The following is a 19,783-nucleotide window of genomic DNA, read 5'->3' on the forward strand; positions in this document are numbered from 1 at the left end:
CGGGCAACGGGAACTCGCCATGCTTTCGATGGACGCGCCGAAACGCCTCCACAATCGGCGCCCGCCGTGCTCACCCGGCGCTCGGAGCCTCCCAGTAGGAGGAGAAATAGTTCAGCCCGCGCTCGATCCGCCCTGCTGCGCGGAAATGCTCCTTTGCCTGCCGGACCACAGACTGCTCCGCCGCGACCCACAGATATGTCCCCGCCTCCGGTAGCGGAATGGCGCGCAGCGCCTCCAGAAGACCCGCGCCCGGCTTCCGCTCCACCCAGTCGATGGTGATACCCGGCGGCGCGGCGATCCCGCAGCGGTCGGCGGGATCGCCGAGTTCGATGATCGCGCGCCCCTGCCGCGTGGCGGGCGAGGCTTCGAGGATGCGGCGGATCGCGGGCAGCGCGGTCTCATCCCCCGCGATCAGCAGCCGCTCCCCCGGCGGAAAGTCTCCGCCTCCCGGGCCCATGACCGCCACCCGCTCCCCTTGACGGGCGGCCAGCGCCCATTCCGACGTCCGCCCGCCCTCATGCAGATAGATGTCGAAGGTGAAACGCCCCGCGCCGTCCGGCCCGGACTCGAGTGTCACGAAGGTGTAGCCGACCCGGTGCAGCGCATCAGCGCCCGCCGGCCAGACGGTCCGCCCGCGCTCGTTCAGATACGGCAGGACAAGCGCGCGCCCCTCGGGCGGCAGAAGAAGCGAGAAGTGCATCCCTCCCCGCCCCAGCGCCCCGGCTCCGGGCGTACCCAGCTCCACCCGCAGGAAATTCGCGCCGATCCGGCGGGTGGAAAGCACAGTCGCATCATGCAGGCTCGGCGGGCGTGCGGGCAATGCCGGGCCATCCGCCCATGTCAGCCCCGTGGCGACCTCCGGGCTCACATGGTCGAGCAGATACATCGCGCTCTCCCGCATGTGATAGAGCTGCACCGCATCCACCGCGCGAATGGCGATGTCCAGCCCCCCGGGGGTCAGCACCAGCGCCGCGCTTGCCAGTGGTCCGGTGATTTCCAGACGCCCCGTCGCGCGCCGAACCGGAATGTCGAAGGCAAGCAGATGCTCCTCCAGATGCGGCAACATCTCCTCAGACAGGGGGCCGTGATAGTGCCCCGTGGCGCTTTCGGTATGGGTCATGCCAGCCTCTCCTCGGGGCGATGTGCGGGGATCACCATGGGGGTGCCCGTGATGGGATCGGGATGGACCTCGGCCGCAAGGCCGAAGGCGCGGTCGAGATGTTCGGGCGTCAGCACCGACTCCGGCACGCCTTCCGCCACCAGCCCGCCCGGTCCCAGCAGCACGAGAGCATCGCAGAACCGTGCGGCAAGGTTCAGGTCGTGCAGGACGGCGACGACCCGTAGGCCCGTGCCCCGGCTCTGCCGCCGCAGCAGCGCGAGCAGGTCGAGTTGGTGCGAAAGGTCGAGGAATGTCGTCGGCTCGTCCAGCAGCAGCAGCGGCGTCGTCTGCGCAAGAACCAGCGCGATCCACGCCCGCTGCCGCTGACCGCCCGACAATTCCTCCAGCGGGCGATCCGCCAGGTCTGCGACGCCTACGGCCTGCATGGCCGCGACGCAGGCGCTCTGGTCCGCCTCCCGCCAGGGTGCGAGCATACCGCGCCACGGCAGACGGCCGCGCCGCACCAGATCGGCGACCGTGATGCCTCCCGGCGCCACCGGCGATTGCGGCAGCACCGCCATCCGGCGGGCCAGCGTGCGGCTTTCGATCCGCCGCACATCCTCTCCCTCCAGCAGCACACGGCCCGATTGCGGTGTAATGAGCCGCCCCATGGCGCGGAGCAGCGTGGACTTGCCACAGCCGTTCGGGCCGAGGATCGCCGTCATCGGCACATCGGGAAGCCGCAGATCCAGCCCCCGGATCACCGTCCGCCCGTCATAGCCGAGCGTCAGCGCCTCTGCCGCCAGTCTCATAGCGCGCCCCCTTTCATCTCTCGCATCAGCCGCCACAGCAGGTAGGGCGCGCCAAGCAGCCCCGTCATGACCCCGGCGGGCAGTTCCACGCCGGGAATGACCGTGCGCGCCAGCGTATCCGCGCCCGCCAGCACCACCGCCCCCGCAGCGGCTGCAGCCAGCATCCGCCCCGCAAGGCCCCGCGCCCCGCTCAACCGCTGGCCGAGCGGGGGCGCCATCAGCGCGACAAAGGGCACGGGCCCCGCCACCGCAACCGCAACCGCGGCGAGCAGCACGCCCGTCGCGACAAGCATCCGCCGCGCCGCCGCCACCCGAAGGCCAAGCGCACGCGCCATCTCCTCGCCAAGCTCGAGCGCGGCGAGCCAGCGCATCTGGCCCAGCAGGAGGATCGCCAACACCCCGCCCGGCAGCCAGACCTGCGCCACGTGCCCCCAGTCGCGCGCGGCGAGGGAGCCGGTCATCCAGCGCTGCGCCTCTGCGGCCGTGTTGCTGGGCAGGCTCGACATCAGGAACATGGCCAGCGCGGAAGTCACGAAACCGACGCCGAGACCCACGAGGATCACCGTGAGCGGCGGCACCGCATGTCCCCGCCGATAGCTGAGCAAGGCGACCAGAAGCGCCGCCGCCAGACCACCCCCCGCGGCGAGGAGCGGCATCGGCCACATCAGGCCGAGCGCGGTGCCCGCCACCACCGCCAGCGCCGCGCCCGAGGTGAAGCCGATCAGGTCGGGCGAAGCCAGCGGATTGCGGAACAGCGTCTGGAACAGCGCCCCCGACAGGCCGAGCGCCGCCCCGGCCCCCAGCGCCACCGCCACCCGCGGCCCGCGGAAGGTGGAGAGCATCATCGCGCCCGCCCCCTCCCCCGTGACCGCGCCGTGCCACAGCACATCCGGGCCGACCCAGACCTGCCCGAAGGCCAACCCCGCCAGCCCGGCGATCAGGAGCAGCACCGGCAGAAGCAGGGCCGGCCTCCGCGCGCTCATGCCTCCTCTCCCGGCCGCACGCCCCGCGCGATCCACAGAAATACCGGCCCGCCGATGACTGCCGTCATCACGCCCACGCGGACCTCCGAAGGCGCCAGCACCAGCCGCCCCAGCGTATCGCTGGCCAGCAGCAGCGCCGCGCCCAGCAGCAGCGACACGGCCAGCTCCACCCGCAGGCGGTGGCCGACCAGCCGCCGCGCGAGGGGGGGCACCACCAGTCCCAGAAAGGCGATCGGCCCCGCGACTGCGACAGCAGCCCCTGTGGTCAGCGCAACAGCGGCCAGTGCCGCGGCCTGCGTCCGGCCGGGATGCGCGCCAAGGCCCCGCGCCATCGCATCTCCGAGCGACAGCGCCTCGATCCGCGGGGCGATCATCAGCGCGATCGCCGCACCCCACGCGCCCGCCAGCGCCATCGCGGCCAGCGGGCGGGCATGGGCCTGCGCCAGCGAACCGGCCACCCAGAACCGCATGACATCCAGCGCATCCTGCCGGATCAGCACCACTCCGGTGACGAGCGACAGCAGCAGCGCGTTCAGCGCAGCCCCGGCCAGCGTCATCCGCATCGGTCCTGCACCCCCATGCATCCCGCCCGCCAGCAGGAACACTGCCGTCGCCGCCAGCGCCGCGCCTGGAAAGGTCAGCGCGCTCGCCGTCGCCTGATCCATTCCGCCGAACAACAGGGTGCCGCCAAGCAAGGCAAATGCCGCCCCGGCGTTGATGCCCAGAAGGCCCGGATCGGCCAGCGGGTTGCGGGTCATCGCCTGCAACACGGTGCCGGCCACGCCAAGCGCGCCGCCCGCGATCACCGCCGCCGCGATCCGCGGCCCGCGGACGAGCGCCAGCGCCACGTGATCGGCATTCGCCGGATCATAGCCGCCGCGGATCAGGTCGAGAAACACCGAAGGCGCGATGGGCCGCACCCCCACCGCCAGCGACAGTGCCGCCGCCAGCAGCAAAAGCGCCGCCGACCAGACGACCCCCCTCACGGGGCAAGCCCCGCTCGTGCCGCCGAAGGCACCACCGTGGCCGGATCGCCATCCACCGCCAGCACGATCTCCGGCTCGATCTCGCGCAGCGCATAGGGCAGCGACAGCACCGTGCCGAATGACAGCGCCCCCGTCAGCACGGTATCGGCCAGTATCTCCCGCCCCTCGCGGAAGGCGCGCATCGTCCGGCGCATGGGAAGCGCCGCAATGTCCGGCGCACGGGCGAAATCGGAAATCCAGACGATCAGATCGGCGGCGATGGGAGTGAAATCTTCGGAGGAAATCGTGGTGTAGAATCCGTCGATGGCCGAAAGCTCCCGTAGTCCGGCGGGCTGGCCGAAGCCGATCTCCCGCAGAAAGCGCGCCCGCGTGTCATCGGCTGTGAAAGCCCCTGTCTGGCCGCTGTCCTGCCAGGCGGCAACGGCGGTCATGCGCTGCCAGTCGGGGTGGCGCGCGCGGATCGCGGCGAACTCCGCCTCCAGTCCCGCCACCAGCCGCCCGGCCTCCGCCTCCCGGCCCGTGGCGCGGCCCAGAACCTCCGTCATTGCCTGCCACGACGTGCCATAGGGGGTCGTTCCCTCCGCCTGCATCAGCACCGGGGCGATCTGCGAGAGCAGCGCATATTCCTCCCCGGACATGCCCGAGCCGATCCCGACGATCAGGTCCGGGCGCAGGCTCGCCACCGTCTCCGCGGAAATCTCTCCGCCGATCACCACGGGCGACGCATCGCCCAGCCGGTCCTGCGCCCAGGGCCAGACGCCGTAGTTGTAATCGCCATACCACCGCCGGATCGCCACCGGCACGACGCCAAGCGCCAGCAGCGGATCCTGCGTATTCGCACCGAGCGAGACAACCCGCCGCGCGGGCGCGGGGAGTACGATCTCCCCCATCGCGTGACGAAAGCGCAGCCCGCCCTCCCCCGCCGCCCGCAGCACCCGAGGCGCCGCCAGCATACCTGCCGCGCCCAGAAGCACGCTCCGCCGTGACAGGGCGCGGGGAGCAAAACGGGGCAAGGCCGGGAAAAGCGGCATGGGGGTCTCCTCTGTCACCAGGTGTATTTCAGCGTCGCGGTCACAGTCCGCCCGTCGCTGAAATACTCGGTGCCGTGATAGTCGGTGACAAGGTAGTGCCGGTCGAACAGGTTCGACACGTTGGCCTGAAGCAGCACGTCCTCCGTCAGCCTATAGCTCGCCATCGCGTCGAACACGGCATAGCCGCCGACCCGCACAGTGTTTGCATCGTCGCCATAGGTGCCGTCCATGTACCGCATACCGCCACCGATGCGCACGTCGCCGCGCGCGGCAGTGCCCGGGAAGGTGTAGTCCGCCCAGATCGCGCCGATATGACGCGGCACCCGCGCGGGCCGGTTGCCCAGATTGCCCTGCACGCCGTCCTCGCGTATTTCGGCATCCCAATAGGCATATGCAAAGGTGAGGTTGAGGTTGTCCAGCACCTCGCCCTTCGCCTCCAGTTCCAGCCCGCGCACCCCGATCTTGCCGATCTGGCGGTAGTTCACCGGGTCCACCTGAACGCTGACATTGGTCTGGGTCAGGTCAAAGACGGCGGCGGTCAGCAGCGCCTCCGTGCCGGAGGGCCGGTATTTGACACCGGCCTCATACTGCTTGCCCTTCTTCGGATCGCTCGCTGGCGCCCAAGGGTCCGGCTCGAAGCTCTCCGAATAGTTGGCGTAGAACGACAGGTCCGGGGTCGCCTTGTAGGTCACGCCCGCGCGCTTGGTGAAGGCGTTGAAGTCGCGATCCGCCCGGCCCGGCCCCCGGTAATCGCCCGCGCCATAGTCGATATCTATATTGGTCCGGTCGTAGCGCCCTCCGAAGGTCAGGATCCAGCGGTCGTCGAAGGTCAGTTCCTGCTGGAGATAGAGCGCGTGGGTCGTCTGCTCCGGCCGCCAGTCGATATAGGGTCCGAGCGCCACGCAGCCCCGCCCACAATAGGCGATATCGAAAATGTCGAGCGGCCCGGCGGTGCCGACCTTGGCCAGCTCGTCCACCCTGATCCAGCTGTATTCGTAACCCGCCAGCGTCCGGCCCCGCACATCACCGAAGCTCGTGTCGAACTGCAGCTGGTTGTCGATGGCGAACTGCCGGGCCTTGCTCCCCACGAAGAAGGAAGTCCGGTCCGCCGTGGGATCGGTGGAGGCGCCATAGACCTGCCGGTAATCCAGATCGAGCCACGAATACCGCGCGTTCTGCCGGAAGGTGAGCCCGCCGCCGAAATCATGGCTCAGCAGATAGCCGAGGCTTTTCTGCCGCGTGTCGAACGTATTGAAATCCGGCTCCCCCAGGAACGTCCTGTAGCCCAGCCGGTCCGCCGTTCCCTTCGGAAAGCCGGTCCCCGGCCAGCCGTCCCGCCGGTTGTAGTCGCCCAGCAGCGTGAGCGAGGTAGCCTCCGTCGGCGCCCATGTCAGCGCCGCACCCAGATAGCGGCGGTCATCGGGGGAGTGGTCGTAGTAGCCCTCCGCCTCCTGCGCCTTGCCGGTCAGCCGGTAGCTCAGCGTCCTGTCCGCTGTCGCATCGCCGAAGTCGAACCCCGCCTCCGTATGGTCGTCGCCGAGCGTGGTATAGACCTCCCCGAACCTGTAGGGGCGCGGCATCTTGGTGACGGAGTTGATGACCCCGCCGGGAGAGGACAGCCCGAACAGCGATGAGTTGGACCCCTTCAACACCTCGACCCGCTCCAGCCCATAGGGCTCCAGCCGCCCGAAGGTCCAGCCGAAGCCGCGCGTGGGCAGCCCGTCGCGGAAGGTCAGAAGGGTATTCTGATCGAACCCCCGGATACGGATGTAGTCGTATCGGTCGTCGCTGCCCCATTCGTTGACCAGCACCCCCGCCGTGTAGCTGACGACCTGCTCCAGCGTCTGGGCACCGCGGCTTTCGATCTCCTTCTGCGACACGACGGAAACGGAGGCGGAGGTGTCGAGCGCATCGCTCGCCATCTTGTTCGCGCTCACCTGAAGCCGCGGAGCGAAGGTGACGGCATCGCCGCCCGCCTGACTGTCGATGACGACAGGGCTCAGGCCCACCGCCGCCTGCGCAGCTTCCGCTGCGACCCCCTGTGCCGTCGCGGCGACCGGCAGCAATGCTGTCGCGCCACATAAGGCCACAATGTGCCAGCCGCGATATCCGTCTTGCCGATTGGATGCCATGCCGTCGCCCCCGCAGGATGTGATTTCGGCTGGCGCGCGGGCGGAATCCCCTGGCTGGCGGTTTGCAGCCTTCCTACAGGGGACATCCTGCGATGAAAAGCGTCATTGACGGCTTTTTCGGGGGTCCGCCCCCCACTCCGGCGGCGCGCTATCTCGTGCTTCCGTTTCCGCTGGGCGGTGCCTTGCGCGCTCAGTTCCGCGCTCAGGAAACTGCGCTCCCGACATGCCAAATGCGCCGCGTCCCCTCCCTCCGGGTGCTCCGCCGCAATATGTCGAAAAATTGGGCTACAAAACCCGCGCCGGGAAGCGTAAGCACGTCCTGCTACGGAGGAACCCATTTCAGCAGCGCGCGGGCCCGCCCGTGCCAGCCAGACACATCTCATCCGGCTCCGCCTCACGCGGGCGCTGGAGAGCCAAACGGAAGATGATCCCATGCCCGCCTATCGTTCCCGCACCACCACGCACGGCCGCAACATGGCAGGGGCCCGCGGTCTCTGGCGCGCCACCGGCATGAAGGACGGCGATTTCGGCAAGCCGATCATCGCCGTGGTAAACTCCTTCACCCAGTTCGTGCCAGGCCACGTCCACCTCAAGGATCTGGGCCAGCTCGTCGCGCGGGAGATCGAGGCCGCGGGCGGCGTCGCCAAGGAATTCAGCACAATCGCGGTCGATGACGGCATCGCCATGGGCCATGACGGGATGCTCTACTCGCTGCCCTCGCGGGAGATCATCGCCGACAGCGTGGAATACATGGTCAACGCCCATTGCGCCGATGCGATGGTCTGCATCTCAAACTGCGACAAGATCACCCCCGGCATGCTGAACGCGGCCATGCGACTCAACATCCCGGCGGTGTTCGTCTCCGGCGGGCCGATGGAGGCGGGCAAGGTCGTCCTGCATGGCAAGACCGTGGCGCTCGACCTTGTCGATGCAATGGTCGCCGCCGCCGACGACAAGGTGTCGGACGAGGATGTGAAGGTCATCGAACGCTCCGCCTGCCCGACCTGCGGATCGTGCTCGGGCATGTTCACCGCGAATTCGATGAACTGTCTGACGGAGGCGCTCGGCCTGTCGCTGCCGGGCAACGGCTCCACGCTCGCCACCCATGCCGACCGCAAGCGCCTCTTCGTGGAAGCGGGTCACCTGATCGTCGATCTGGCCAAGCGCTATTATGAGCAGGACGACGCCTCCATCCTGCCCCGCAACGTGGCCAACAAGCGCGCCTTCGAGAATGCCATGTCGCTCGACATCGCCATGGGCGGGTCGACCAATACCGTGCTCCACATCCTCGCCGCCGCCTATGAGGGCGGGATCGACTTCGACATGGCCGATATCGACCGGCTGTCGCGCCGCGTCCCCTGCCTGTCCAAGGTCGCGCCGGCGAAGAACGACGTGCACATGGAGGATGTTCACCGCGCGGGCGGGATCATGGCGATCCTTGGCCAGCTGGAGGCCGCGGGCCTTCTGCACCGCGACACGCCCACCGTCCACACCCCCACGCTGGGCGAGGCGATCGACCGCTGGGACATCTCCCGCACCCAGTCGGAAACCGTGCGCACCTTCTTCAAGGCCGCGCCCGGCGGCGTGCCGACGCAGGTGGCCTTCAGCCAGTCCTCCCGCTGGGACGACCTGGACCTGGACCGGGAGAACGGCGTCATCCGGTCTGCGCAGCACCCGTTCTCCAAGGACGGCGGTCTCGCGGTGCTGAAGGGCAACATCGCGCTCGACGGCTGCATCGTGAAGACGGCGGGGGTGGACGAATCCATTCTGAAATTCACCGGCCCCGCGGTGGTCTTTGAAAGTCAGGACGCGGCGGTGAAGGGTATTCTCGGCGGAGCGGTGAAGGCAGGCGACGTGGTCGTAATCCGCTATGAGGGGCCGAAGGGTGGTCCCGGCATGCAGGAGATGCTCTACCCCACCAGCTACCTGAAATCCCGCGGCCTCGGCAAATCCTGCGCGCTCATCACCGACGGACGGTTCTCCGGCGGCACGTCGGGCCTCTCCATCGGCCATGCCTCGCCGGAGGCGGCGCAGGGTGGCGCCATCGGTCTCGTCCGGGACGGCGACATGATCGCCATCGACATCCCGAACCGCACCATCGACCTCATGGTGGATGTGCCCGAACTCGACCGCCGCCGGGAGGAGCAGGACCGGCGCGGCTGGAAACCCGCCGAAGCGCGCAAGCGCAACGTGACGACCGCGCTGAAAGCCTATGCCGCCTTCGCCTCCTCCGCCGACAAGGGCGCAGTGCGCATCCTCGGTGATCTGGCGGACTGATCCGGCAGCGCCAATCCCTCCGGGCGGCATCGGCTCCGATGCCACGCCCGGAGAACACCTTTGACGGCTGCCTGCCCCCGCCCGGGGCAGGCGGCCGTGACTCCACATTTCCCGTATGTCCGGAGATGACCCTCGCGACCCCGCGCGCGACAGGTGCGGCGCCCAAGAGTGCCCGGGATCAAGGCCCTGCTCGCTTCAGTTCTTCGTCCGTCGCGTATGACCCGTCTCACCGGAGCGCGCATGTCACCCGCCATGCACGATGCGCCTCTCCGCCCTTGCAACCCTTGCGACCGGTCGTGAGAGCATCCCTCGCTCAGGGAGCCTCCGAACCGGACATCGGCAGGATGGGCGGGTGCGGCAAGCCCCTTTCCTACAGCCCGGGCACCTTCCAGCGCCCTGACAACGGAAGCAGGATAAGAACCCACAGCCGACGCCGCGAACGGACAGGCGCGGAAGCGGCAGGGGCGGGTGATCTTCGCTGGACCATAGCACCGGGCGCACAACACTCCCCCCGCAGCTCTTTGGGAGACCAGCATAGAAACCCGCTAACAGGCTGATGAAAAAGGTTTTCTGGCCTGTTTTGGAGCAGGGATCGTTTGCCATCTGACGAAATCCAGCCGGAAAGCCGTATACCTCCGTTCGTTTCCGAGCCGATTTCCGATCCCGCACATAGGCATGACACTTCAGGACTTTTCAGCAGCCTGCCAAAGCGCAATGGGCGCCCACTCCTGCGGGCACAGGGCCGCGGGCAGGCGCTGCGGCCGTAGCCGGCGAACAAACGACAAGCGCGTGCGCGGAACGCGCGGTTCACCGCCACGGAATATCACCGGCGGCGCGGGCCGTATCAACAAACCGCGCTTATCGTGCACGAGGGCGACGACGTGTATCCTGCAGAGAAACGCGCACATAGGATCGATGCCGGATTCTTGCCGCGCGCCCTTGCCGGAACTGCCCCTGCCGGAGCGGCAAGCACCCGTATGGAAGCAACAGCGGCAAGCCACCGCAAGCTCTCTTAGAGCCCGCGGTCTTAGCTGCAGTTCGAACGACAGGCAGCCCCGCATCCTCGGCATCAGGCAGATGCCCCCGTGGAAATGCACCTGCCCCGCGAATGCGCCACGAATACATCGATCAGGTTCGCGACCGTGCACCCGACTCTGCGCCCGCCCACGCTGCGCCCTCTCATGGGGACGTCCTTCGAGCGGTCCGCCCCACCGTCATCGTTCCGCCACGTTTCCGCAGCCCCGCTGTCATGCGGAGCCGCTAGCAGGAGCCCCGGCACACCCCATGAAGGAGTTCTCCGAATGCGCCCCTCTACCGCCACGGCGATGGCCGTCGCGCTCACCACGCTCGCAGCACCCGCTTTCGCCGAAGAGACCTTTTCCGCCACGCTCGCGGGTCATGCCCTTCTGCCCGCATTCACGCTGATCGCCCCGCCCGCCGACGCGCCGCGCGACCTGTGGGTCTCGGGCAAGTTCACCGGCCCCGCAAGGAATGATCAGCCGATGAGCGTGGCCGGCGATGTCGGCAAGGCCTACGGCAACCATCCGACCGGCCTCTCCTTTCCCTTCCTCGGCCAGCCGGTGCAGGGCATGTCCGGTGTCGCCATGAACCGCGCGCCGGACGGAAGCTGGTTCACGCTCACCGACAACGGCTTCGGCACCAAGGCCAACAGCGCCGACGCCATGCTGTTCTTCCACCGTCTCGCGCCCGATTTCACCACCGGCAAGGTCACGCGGCTGGAGACGGTGTTTCTCCGCGATCCCGACCGCAGGGTGCCCTTCCGCATCGCGAACGAGGGCACCGACAGCCGCTACCTGACGGGCGCGGACTTCGACCCTGAAAGCATCCAGTTCCACGACGGCACCATCTGGATCGGCGAGGAATTCGGCCCCTCCCTGCTTCGTGTCGCCCCCGATGGCCGCATCCTCTCCGTCCACCGCACGAAGCTCGATGGGGCCACGCTCTCGGGGCCGGACAGCCCCGGCGTGACGGTGCCCGCCGAACCCGGCAAGGACTTCCGGGTGCAGCGCTCCGGCGGATATGAGGGCATGGGTCTGCAACCAGGCAGCGGGCTGCTCTGGGCCATGCTCGAAAAGCCGCTGCTGGTGGAAGGCGGCAAGACGGAGGGCGACTTCCTCCGCGTCATGACCTTCGACACCGCTGCGGGAGACTGGACGGGCGACAGCTACCGCTTCCGCCTCTCCGAAGGTGCGACCGCGATCGGGGACTTCAACTTCATCGACGCCACCCGCGCGCTGGTCATCGAACGCGACAATGGCGAAGGCGACGCCGCCCGCGCCTGCGCGCCGGGGTCCGACGACTGGTCCGCCTGCTACCCGCAGCCCGCAAAGGTGAAGAACATCGTTCTGGTCGATACCGCCAGCGTGGACGATCAGGGCTATATCCGCCGCATCGCCCATGTGAACCTGCTCGACATCGCGGACCCGGAGGGCAAGGCACTTCCCGCCCACAAACCCGCCGAAGGTCCGTTCACCTTCCCGTTCTTCACCATCGAGAACGTCGCGCGGGTGGACGAGACGCATATCCTCGTCGCCAACGACAACAACCTGCCGTTCTCCGGCGGGCGGGAGATCGGGCGCGCCGCGGATAACGAGTTCATCCTGCTCTCCGTCCCGGAGCTGCTGGCGGCACGCTGAACATGAACGCGCGCGCCCCGGAGCGATCCGGGGCGCTGTCCTTCCTGCGCCGCCGCGATGGTCAGATGAACATCTGCCGCAGCTTCTGGGAGGCAAGATCCATCACCGATACCGTGATGACCACGATCAGCAGGATGGCCGAGGCCTGCGGATAGTAGAAGCCGCGCACCGCTTCGAACAGCACCTGCCCGATGCCCCCTGCCCCGATGATGCCCAGCACCGTGGCGGAGCGGATATTGGATTCCAGCCGGTAGAGCGAAAAGGAAATCCACAGCGGCAACACCTGCGGGATCACCCCGAACACGATCTGCTGCACGCGGGAGGCGCCCGTTGTGCGGATCGCCTCCACCGGGCGGGGGTCGATCGCTTCCACCGCCTCGGAAAACAGCTTGGCCAGCACGCCCGTTGTATGGACGAACAGCGCCATAACGCCCGCGAACGGGCCAAGGCCCACGGCCACCACGAACAGCACCGCAAAGACGATCTCGTGGATGGCACGGAACAGGTCCATCAACCGGCGGACCGGCTGCAACACCCACCACGGCGCCATGTTGTGGGCCGAGAGAATGCCGAAGGGCACCGACAGGATCACGGCGAGGAACGTCCCCCAGAGCGCGATCTGAATGGTGACGACCATCTCCTCCAGATAAAAGCGCCAGGCGGAGAAGTCCGGGTGCAGGAAGCCCCTCGCATATTCCGCCATGTTGCCCGCGTCGGTGAACAGATAGGTCCAGCGGTCCATCTCCGCCGCCTGCCAGGACAGCGCGAGCGCGAGCGCGAACCCTCCTGCAAGGGCAAAGCCGCGCCAGCGCGTCGCGCGGGCCTCGGCAGCCTCGGCCGGGAGAGAGGGGGTGGCGATGTCTTGCATCTTGTCCTTCCGTAGATAGGGCCCGCCATCGGGCCATGTTGGTTGACCCGTTCTCCCGCAGCCGCTCTCCGTCCGAAGGGGAGCGGCGCGGACAAGGGTCCGATGGTGCAGAAGCCTCCGCAGAACCGGGCCGGGGCATGGTGCTGGCGACAGTACCGTGACAGCGCCGGCGACATCCGCCCCCCGCGGCTTCCTCCGCCGACGCCGGCCTTCACACACAGCGCAGCGCCCGCATGGAAACCCCGCGCTCCCGCCAGCGTCAGCGCCGGTAGCCAGTAGCCAGTAGCCGGTAGCCAGTAGCCAGTAGCCAGTAGCCAGTAGCCAGTAGCCAGTAGCCAGTAGCCAGTAGCCAGTAGCCAGTAGCCAGTAGCCAGTAGCCAGTAGCCAGTAGCCAGTAGCCAGTAGCCAGTAGCCAGTAGCCAGTAGCCAGTAGCCAGTAGCCAGTAGCCAGTAGCCAGTAGCCAGTAGCCAGTAGCCAGTAGCCAGTAGCCAGTAGCCAGTAGCCAGTAGCCAGTAGCCAGTAGCCAGTAGCCAGTAGCCAGTAGCCAGTAGCCAGTAGCCAGTAGCCAGTAGCCAGTAGCCAGTAGCCAGTAGCCAGTAGCCAGTAGCCAGTAGCCAGTAGCCAGTAGCCAGTAGCCAGTAGCCAGTAGCCAGTAGCCAGTAGCCAGTAGCCAGTAGCCAGTAGCCAGTAGCCAGTAGCCAGTAGCCAGTAGCCAGTAGCCAGTAGCCAGTAGCCAGTAGCCAGTAGCCAGTAGCCAGGAAGAGTATCCCCTCCCCTCCCCCACGCGGAAACCCTCATTCTGCCGACACCCGCGCGGCCGTCTCGCAGCTGGTCAGGCGGGTGTCGAACCCCGGCTTCGCCGCCATCCCGCTGCCCGGCGGATAGTGGAAGGGCAAGCGGAGGCAGATCATGCACGATGGAGGCGCGCACGTCTGCTGGGGCGGCCGCGCGCTCCACCTGCCCCACCGAATAGCCGGCCAAGTGATGGATGCGCGCGCATCTGAGGGCGGCCGGGGCAGCTGACCGCAGGCTTGCTCTGCCGGGTCTCGCCCGCCTCATTCATGCGGAACCCGCGAAGAATTCGCCGCTCCGGCTGCAAGGGTTTCTCCGCTCTGATCGGTCCGCCCGGCCGTTTCCCGCGCTCCGCCCTGGGCCAGTGCGCAAGATGTCACATGGTCGGCCCTGAGCGCGCGCGACACCTGATGCCATCGACTCGTTCGCATAGTCGGCCCGGCGCGCGCGCATATGCCCTCATCAGCCGGAGGTGGCCAGTTCAGCCTCATACCTGGCCTTGCGGGCGTTCAGATCTTCCAGCTTCGCCGCCTTGTCGGCCGCTGAAAGGCTCTGGTCGGCCTCGGTCTGCACGATGGATTTCTGAATCTCCATCACCCGGATCGGCAGCAACTGCGCATCGGAAGAGGGGCGGAAGGGTGCCCATTTCAGCCCTGCAAGAATTTCGCGTTCCCGTGCCACATCACCCGTGGACTTGTCCGTGCCGTAGGTCAGAAAGAAGGTCCGCACCTTCTCCTTGGTCTCCGTATCCATGTCCTTGCGCCACACGATCGGGTCGGAGGGGATCAGCGGCGAGCGCCAGATCTCGCGGATCTTCGCGAATGCCGCGGGCTGGTTCTGCGCGATGAGCGCCATGTTCTCCGTGTTGTTGGCCGCCGCATCCACCTGCTTGTTGGCAACCGCCATCGCGTTGCTCTCGTGGTTGGCATTGGTCACATTGCGGAAGCAGGTCTTGGGGTCGATCCCGCGTTGCGCAAAGACAAAGGTCATCGGCACCAGATAGCCCGACGTGGAGTTCGGATCGCCCAGTCCGAAGTTCATGCTCTTGTCGCAGGCGAGCAGATCGTCGAGCGACTGCACCTTGCTGTCGGCGGGAACGATGATCACCGACCAGTAGCCGGGTTCGCCCGTCACAGCGACGGACTGGACGAATACCTCGCCATCCGCGCGGTCCACCGCCTCCATGGCCGACTTGTTGCCGTACCATGCCATCTGGACCTTGCCGAAGCGCATGCCCTCAATGATCCCGGCATAGTCGGAGGCGAAGAACGGTTTCACCTCCAACCCGGTCTGCGCCTCCATGTCCGCAAGAAAGGCTCCCATTGCGTGCGCAGGTTCTGCTGGCTCTCGGTGGAAATGATGCCGAAGTTGATCGGATCGGCGGCAAGCGCGGGGCCGGTCAGGGCGGCTGTCAGCGTCAGCGCCGCTGCGGCCTGCAGGAAGGCTTTCATGAGGGGTCTCCGTTTCATGCAAGAGTAAGGACCGGGGCGGCCGCCGCGACGGGCGGCGCCTCCGGCAGAACCAGTTCCTCCGAGGCGGCTCCATAAAGCTCCGCCAGGAAGTCGTTGTTGAGCGCGGTCGTCGGCCCGTCATAGACCACGCGGCCATCGCGCATAGCGATGGTCCGGCGGCAATAACGCCGCGCATATTCGACCTGATGGAGCGAGACGAGCACCGTCATCCGCTCCCGCGCATTCACATCGGCCAGCACATCCATCACCCGCCGGGCAGAGGCCGGGTCCAGCGCCGAGATCGGCTCATCCGCGATCAGAATGCGCGCCTTCTGCACGAGGCAGCGCGCGATGGCGGCCCGCTGCTGCTGCCCGCCCGAGAGCGTTGACGCCCGTTGCCCCGCGACCTGCCCGATGCCGACGCGCGACAGCGCGGCCAGCCCAGCCGCCTTCTCCTCCGCCGTGAACAGCCCCAGCGTTCCGCGCAGCCGCGGCGCCCTGCCCAGATGGCCCATGAGCACATTCATCAGCACCGACATGCGGCCGACGAGATTGAACTGCTGGAACAGCACCGCGATCGACCCGTCGGGGCGCGACAGCATCCGCCCGCCCTCCTGCCCCGTGCGGCCCAGCACCTCGACCCGCCCGGCGTCGGCCCGTTCCAGCCCCGCGACATGCCGGATCAGCGTGGATTTGCCGGAGCCGGAAGCGCCGATCAGGGCGACCATCTCGCCGGTGCCGATCTCCACCGTGACGCCGTCCAGCGCCTGCGTGCGTCCGAAGCGTCGTGAAAGTCCGTTGGTCGTTATCGCCGCCATGCTGTCTCCGGGCCGTCGTAGTTTGTCGCGGCGGACCTTGACGGCAAAGCATGAGCGTTTCGTGTCGGAAAGATGTCACCCGGGTGACGATTGCCTCTCGCCGGTCAGCGCGGAATGGCCCGGATCACGACCCGCCCCCCCGGCGCGATCCGTTTCAGCGCAGCTTCGATCCGGGAGAGGAAATGCGTCTCTATATAACGCGCGTGAAAATCGCTCGGCGCCTCGAGCAGCAGATCGTGGCCGCGCCATTCTGCATGGAGCGGCGCGAACCACGCGCGGTAGCGGCCGGCGTCCTCGGCCCGAAGCAATTCGGCCACCGCCCCCCAGACCGGCCCCGCGCTTCCCAGATCCGGTCCCTCGGGCTGCGGAAAGGGAATGACCTTGACCTCCTCCGTCCCGCCCGGCTGGGCATCACCGTCGAGCCGCTGCACGAGGTCCGGCCCGACGCGCTCCCAGACCATGCGCGTATCCTCCAGTATCCTGCGGATGCCCAGGCCGTGCACCGCCACCCTGCCCCGGGCCGCAGCGCGGCGCTCGATCAGCCAGCCCCGTGCGCGGAATGCCGCCATCTCGCGCTTGACTGTCCGGGGATCGACCGACCAGAGCCGCGCGATCTCCTCCTGGCCAACCGATAGCGTATCGCCCTGCCAGTTGTAGCGCGCAGTGATGAGGCAGATGAGGCGGAGCGTCTGCCGCTGCAGGGTCTTGTCCTGTGACAGGGCGTAGGTGCCCAGCACGGTGAGCAGGTCATATTTATAGGTGGCGCTGCCGCGCCCCACCGCCTTGCGGATCAACATCGCTCTGCCCCTTCGACGGTTTTCCCGCCTTCGCCTTCTGCATGGCCACGCCAGATGCCAACGCTGATCGGCGGAGATGTGGGAACGGCGTCCTTCTGCTCCTCCGGACGATGACTGCCAACGCTTTTCGCCAGATTGACGTCATTAGCGTTGGATAGCGCGATTCTGTCAAGCAGGCTCTTGCTGCTATGCGCCGATCCTCTGCCAGCTGCATGTTCAAAATCGGTTCCATTGGTATTGGGGGACATACTGTATGTCACCCCATGGAGCGATTATGTCCCCTCAACTGCTAGCTGATGCCCCGATTTTGTCCCCCATTTATCGGGTTCGCACCGCCTCTGCGGCCGCTCTCGAAGGCCGTCGCACCTGGGCGTCACCGAATCGGGGCGCGGCGACAAAGCCCAGTGTTGTAAGGTGAAAACGACATTCGGCTATTCTCGTCGTTAATGTAACTTATATTTTGCGGTTCATGCAAATCGCGCGTAATTCTGTTCTCGATGATAATTTACGTTCAAAGAATGGAAGCCATCTATGTTCACTCATGAGGATCTGGCCGCCCTTCAGGCACAGTCGCTGAAGATGCAGGGGCACATTCGCCGCCAGACATTCTCTCCCGAGCATGAGAAGACGCTCCGCCGTTTCTCCAGCTGGGAAGTCTCGGAGCTGATCTTCCGCATCAACCAGTCGACGTTCCGCGGCAGGCTCGCTCAGGATCCCGACCTTCCCGGCGGGGAAGTTGAGGAGGATGGCCGGCAGCGCTGGTTTTCGCTGACCGAGATCAACGAGCTGCGGCGCAAGATGAAGGTGAACCGCGCCTCGCTGATGCCGCGAAGGCCGGTGCGCAAGCGGGCGATCCGCGTCGCTATCTCCAATTTCAAAGGGGGCGCGGGTAAGTCCACCGTTGCCCTTCACATGGCGCATGCCGCTGCGCTGGACGGCTATCGCGTGCTGGTCATCGATTTCGATCCGCAGGCGACGCTCACTCATTCAATGGGTCTGCATGATGTGAGCGAGGAGCTGACAGTCTGGGGTATCATCGCGCGCGATCTCGTCCATGAGACGGAGCGCATGAACGCCGCGCCGCGTGCTGCCGAATCCGGCATGGCCCTGCCCCAGCGCCGGCTTCCTCCTTCGGTGCGCGACCTGGGAATGGGTGACCTCCGCATCGGGGACTTCATCAAGCCCACGGCCTGGCCGACCATCGACATCGTCCCCTCCTGTGCGAATGCCGCCTTCGTTGAGTTTGCCTCTGCCCAGTACCGGCACCTCAACCCCGACTGGTCCTTCTTCGCCGCTGTGTCCCGGTATCTCGACGCTCTGCCGAACGAGGCTTATGACCTCATCATCTTCGATTGTCCCCCGGCGATCGGATATCAGTCGATGAACGCGGTGTTTGCTGCCGACGTGCTCTATATCCCGTCCGGCCCGGGCTATTGGGAATACGACTCCACAACGTCTTTCATCGGCCAGCTGGCAGAAGCGCTGGCGGACCTGGCGACGGGCTTCGATGGGACCTTCCCTGCGGGGAAGATCGGCCTTCCCAAGGCCTTTCTCGATCTGCGCTTCCTCATGACGCGCTACGAGCCGAACAACGAGCTGCATCGGGCAATGTACCAGGCGTTCCGCAAGGTTTTCGGAGATACCGTCGCGCGGGAGCCGATCGAAATGACGCGCGCGGTGGAGCAATCCGGTCGCTTCCTCTCCTCCGTGTACGAAATAGACTATCGTTCGATGACGCGGGAAACATGGCGCCGGGCACGGACGTCCTTTGATCGCGCCTATGAGGAATTCAAGGACTGCTTCCTTAACGCCTGGGACAAACTGGAGGACGCGGAATGAAGAAGCGCCGCATTTTTGATATCGAGCTTCCCGATGACGAAGACCCAGGCTTCCCCGCGGGGAAGGACAGCGTCGTAAAGCCCGGGGCAGGGGGTGACAAGAGCGAAGGGATGCGCCGCTCTCCAATGGCGGCTGCAATCACCGAGAACGCCGACTCTCTCCGTGAGCGCCGGGTCATGGAAGAGAGAATCCGGGCTGAAAACGATGCTCTGGCGGAGGAACACGTCCGGCTGAAGAAGCTTGGATTGATCGTCGACACCATCCCGCTCGATGAAATCGACGCCACGAAGCTAATGCGGGATCGGGCACGCGGAGATGACCCGGAGCTGGAGGAGCTGATTGCATCTCTGCGCGACATTGGCCTTTCCAATCCCATCCGTGTCGAGCGGCGGGAAGACGGGCGCTATGAACTCATTCAGGGTCACCGGCGATGGACGGCATTCAAGCGTCTGCTGGAGGAGACTGGTGACAGCGAGCGCTGGGGGCGTATTCCCGCAGGCATCTCCGCTCAGGGAGAGGAACTCGAGCGCCTGTATCGCCGCATGGTCGATGAGAACCTTGTTCGCAAGGACATTTCCTTCGCTGAAATGGCGATGGTCGCTCTCCACTATGCTGCCGATCCGGGCACTGCGGAGACAGACCCTGACAAGGCGGTTGCGGAGCTGTTCCACTCGGCAGGTTACCAGAAGCGCAGCTATATACGTCAATTTATCAGGCTCATGTCTCGCCTTGGCGATGACCTGATCCATGCGCGCCACATTCCGAGGGCGCTGGGGTTGAAGCTCGCCGCCGTTCTGGATGAAAGGCCGGAGCTTGTCGCGCAGGTTCGAAGCAGCCTGGAGAACTGGGATAACCGCTCCGTGTCCGATGAGCTCGAGGTGTTGCGTAGCGTCGCAGGGGAGGGGGGAGATAGTGGCGAGGTGCAGGCAAGCAGCCGAACGACTTCAGCACAAGCGCCGGCGGGTCGGGCGAAGACCACCTTTCAGCTGACCTCGCGGCTGGGTGTCGCGAAGTGCATGGCGGCAAATGGCCGGCTCGAGATCAAGCTTCCGCGGGATTTCTCGTCGCTAGACCGGAGGAAGCTTCAGGCTGCTGTGGCTAGGATGCTCGACGAACTCTCCTGATCTTCCCCGTGGGGAAGGCTGGCGGGCCGCGGCTCGGCTATGCCTTCCCTAGGCAAGACGAAAATTTATATCATGCCGATAAGTGTCTCGGATCGGTTGTTCCGCGCCTGCGTCGG

16 protein-coding genes are annotated in these 19,783 nt (G+C 66.5%); 4 read left to right on the top strand and 12 right to left on the bottom strand.

The window, feature by feature from the left end:
• Positions 1-70: 70 nt before the first annotated feature.
• From CG51_RS13505 to CG51_RS13530, 6 genes are read right to left on the bottom strand one after another with little or no spacing between them, the layout of a single operon-like run.
• Positions 71-1,120, bottom strand: coding sequence for a siderophore-interacting protein (locus CG51_RS13505; RefSeq protein ID WP_035745857.1), 1,050 nt, complete (start codon positions 1,118-1,120; stop codon positions 71-73).
• The gene (locus tag CG51_RS13510) at positions 1,117-1,911 is read right to left on the bottom strand and encodes an ABC transporter ATP-binding protein (RefSeq protein WP_035745859.1); all 795 of its coding nucleotides are present in this window, start codon (positions 1,909-1,911) and stop codon (positions 1,117-1,119) included. The genes CG51_RS13505 and CG51_RS13510 overlap by 4 nt, the downstream gene beginning before the upstream one ends.
• Positions 1,908-2,894, bottom strand: a complete 987-nt coding sequence (locus CG51_RS13515) for an iron ABC transporter permease (RefSeq protein WP_051930591.1) — start codon at positions 2,892-2,894, stop codon at positions 1,908-1,910. The genes CG51_RS13510 and CG51_RS13515 overlap by 4 nt, the downstream gene beginning before the upstream one ends.
• Entirely contained in the window at positions 2,891-3,880 is a 990-nt protein-coding gene (locus CG51_RS13520) for a FecCD family ABC transporter permease (RefSeq protein ID WP_035745861.1), read from the bottom strand. Before CG51_RS13520 ends, CG51_RS13515 begins: the two co-directional genes overlap by 4 nt.
• Positions 3,877-4,911 carry an ABC transporter substrate-binding protein gene (locus CG51_RS13525; RefSeq protein WP_051930592.1) on the bottom strand — a complete coding sequence of 345 codons (1,035 nt, stop codon included), beginning with the start codon at positions 4,909-4,911 and terminating at the stop codon, positions 3,877-3,879. Before CG51_RS13525 ends, CG51_RS13520 begins: the two co-directional genes overlap by 4 nt.
• Before the next feature lie 14 nt (positions 4,912-4,925).
• A complete protein-coding gene (locus CG51_RS13530) occupies positions 4,926-7,043 on the bottom strand; it encodes a TonB-dependent siderophore receptor (protein WP_035745863.1) in 2,118 nt (705 codons plus the stop codon).
• A gap of 432 nt (positions 7,044-7,475) precedes the next feature.
• On the opposite strand from CG51_RS13530, the gene ilvD reads away from it, so the two are divergent.
• On the top strand, positions 7,476-9,320 hold the full coding sequence (gene ilvD, locus CG51_RS13535) for a dihydroxy-acid dehydratase (RefSeq protein WP_035745865.1): 1,845 nt from the start codon (positions 7,476-7,478) through the stop codon (positions 9,318-9,320).
• 1,301 nt (positions 9,321-10,621) lie between these two features.
• Entirely contained in the window at positions 10,622-11,977 is a 1,356-nt protein-coding gene (locus CG51_RS13540; protein WP_035745868.1) for an esterase-like activity of phytase family protein, read from the top strand.
• Between the two features lie 61 nt (positions 11,978-12,038).
• On the opposite strand, the gene phnE is transcribed toward CG51_RS13540, so the two are convergent.
• From phnE to CG51_RS13560, 6 genes are all read right to left on the bottom strand, one after another.
• Complete coding sequence (gene phnE, locus CG51_RS13545; RefSeq protein ID WP_035745870.1) at positions 12,039-12,845, bottom strand: phosphonate ABC transporter, permease protein PhnE; 807 nt, start codon at positions 12,843-12,845, stop codon at positions 12,039-12,041.
• Positions 12,846-13,104: 259 nt separating this feature from the next.
• A complete protein-coding gene (locus tag CG51_RS20570) occupies positions 13,105-13,644 on the bottom strand; it encodes a hypothetical protein (protein ID WP_211254209.1) in 540 nt (179 codons plus the stop codon).
• 456 nt (positions 13,645-14,100) lie between these two features.
• Positions 14,101-14,940, bottom strand: coding sequence for a phosphonate ABC transporter substrate-binding protein (phnD, locus tag CG51_RS13550; protein ID WP_198947680.1), 840 nt, complete (start codon positions 14,938-14,940; stop codon positions 14,101-14,103).
• Positions 14,913-15,089, bottom strand: coding sequence for a hypothetical protein (locus CG51_RS20575; protein ID WP_198947679.1), 177 nt, complete (start codon positions 15,087-15,089; stop codon positions 14,913-14,915). Before CG51_RS20575 ends, phnD begins: the two co-directional genes overlap by 28 nt.
• 14 nt (positions 15,090-15,103) lie before the next feature.
• Positions 15,104-15,907 (bottom strand): phosphonate ABC transporter ATP-binding protein, encoded by an 804-nt coding sequence (locus tag CG51_RS13555; RefSeq protein WP_035745872.1) that lies wholly within the window; start codon positions 15,905-15,907, stop codon positions 15,104-15,106.
• A gap of 104 nt (positions 15,908-16,011) precedes the next feature.
• Entirely contained in the window at positions 16,012-16,704 is a 693-nt protein-coding gene (locus CG51_RS13560) for a DnaA N-terminal domain-containing protein (RefSeq protein ID WP_035745875.1), read from the bottom strand.
• A gap of 531 nt (positions 16,705-17,235) precedes the next feature.
• On the opposite strand from CG51_RS13560, the gene CG51_RS13565 reads away from it, so the two are divergent.
• Positions 17,236-18,543, top strand: coding sequence for an AAA family ATPase (locus CG51_RS13565; protein WP_035745877.1), 1,308 nt, complete (start codon positions 17,236-17,238; stop codon positions 18,541-18,543).
• Positions 18,540-19,667, top strand: a complete 1,128-nt coding sequence (locus tag CG51_RS13570; protein WP_035745879.1) for a ParB/RepB/Spo0J family partition protein — start codon at positions 18,540-18,542, stop codon at positions 19,665-19,667. The genes CG51_RS13565 and CG51_RS13570 overlap by 4 nt, the downstream gene beginning before the upstream one ends.
• Positions 19,668-19,783: the final 116 nt, after the last annotated feature.

The sequence above is a fragment of the Haematobacter missouriensis genome (assembly GCF_000740775.1).
Taxonomy (GTDB): Bacteria; Pseudomonadota; Alphaproteobacteria; order Rhodobacterales; family Rhodobacteraceae; genus Haematobacter; species Haematobacter missouriensis.

Bases quoted from the DNA above. Each gene is read 5' to 3' on its own strand.
- CG51_RS13505 (WP_035745857.1), bottom strand. From the start codon at position 1,120: ATGACCCATACCGAAAGCGCCACGGGGCACTATCACGGCCCCCTGTCT.
- CG51_RS13510 (WP_035745859.1), bottom strand. From the start codon at position 1,911: ATGAGACTGGCGGCAGAGGCGCTGACGCTCGGCTATGACGGGCGGACG.
- CG51_RS13515 (WP_051930591.1), bottom strand. From the start codon at position 2,894: ATGAGCGCGCGGAGGCCGGCCCTGCTTCTGCCGGTGCTGCTCCTGATC.
- CG51_RS13525 (WP_051930592.1), bottom strand. From the start codon at position 4,911: ATGCCGCTTTTCCCGGCCTTGCCCCGTTTTGCTCCCCGCGCCCTGTCA.
- CG51_RS13530 (WP_035745863.1), bottom strand. From the start codon at position 7,043: ATGGCATCCAATCGGCAAGACGGATATCGCGGCTGGCACATTGTGGCC.
- ilvD (WP_035745865.1), top strand. From the start codon at position 7,476: ATGCCCGCCTATCGTTCCCGCACCACCACGCACGGCCGCAACATGGCA.
- CG51_RS13540 (WP_035745868.1), top strand. From the start codon at position 10,622: ATGCGCCCCTCTACCGCCACGGCGATGGCCGTCGCGCTCACCACGCTC.
- phnE (WP_035745870.1), bottom strand. From the start codon at position 12,845: ATGCAAGACATCGCCACCCCCTCTCTCCCGGCCGAGGCTGCCGAGGCC.
- CG51_RS20570 (WP_211254209.1), bottom strand. From the start codon at position 13,644: ATGAGGGTTTCCGCGTGGGGGAGGGGAGGGGATACTCTTCCTGGCTAC.
- phnD (WP_198947680.1), bottom strand. From the start codon at position 14,940: ATGGAGGCGCAGACCGGGTTGGAGGTGAAACCGTTCTTCGCCTCCGAC.
- CG51_RS20575 (WP_198947679.1), bottom strand. From the start codon at position 15,089: ATGAAAGCCTTCCTGCAGGCCGCAGCGGCGCTGACGCTGACAGCCGCC.
- CG51_RS13555 (WP_035745872.1), bottom strand. From the start codon at position 15,907: ATGGCGGCGATAACGACCAACGGACTTTCACGACGCTTCGGACGCACG.
- CG51_RS13560 (WP_035745875.1), bottom strand. From the start codon at position 16,704: ATGTTGATCCGCAAGGCGGTGGGGCGCGGCAGCGCCACCTATAAATAT.
- CG51_RS13565 (WP_035745877.1), top strand. From the start codon at position 17,236: ATGTTCACTCATGAGGATCTGGCCGCCCTTCAGGCACAGTCGCTGAAG.
- CG51_RS13570 (WP_035745879.1), top strand. From the start codon at position 18,540: ATGAAGAAGCGCCGCATTTTTGATATCGAGCTTCCCGATGACGAAGAC.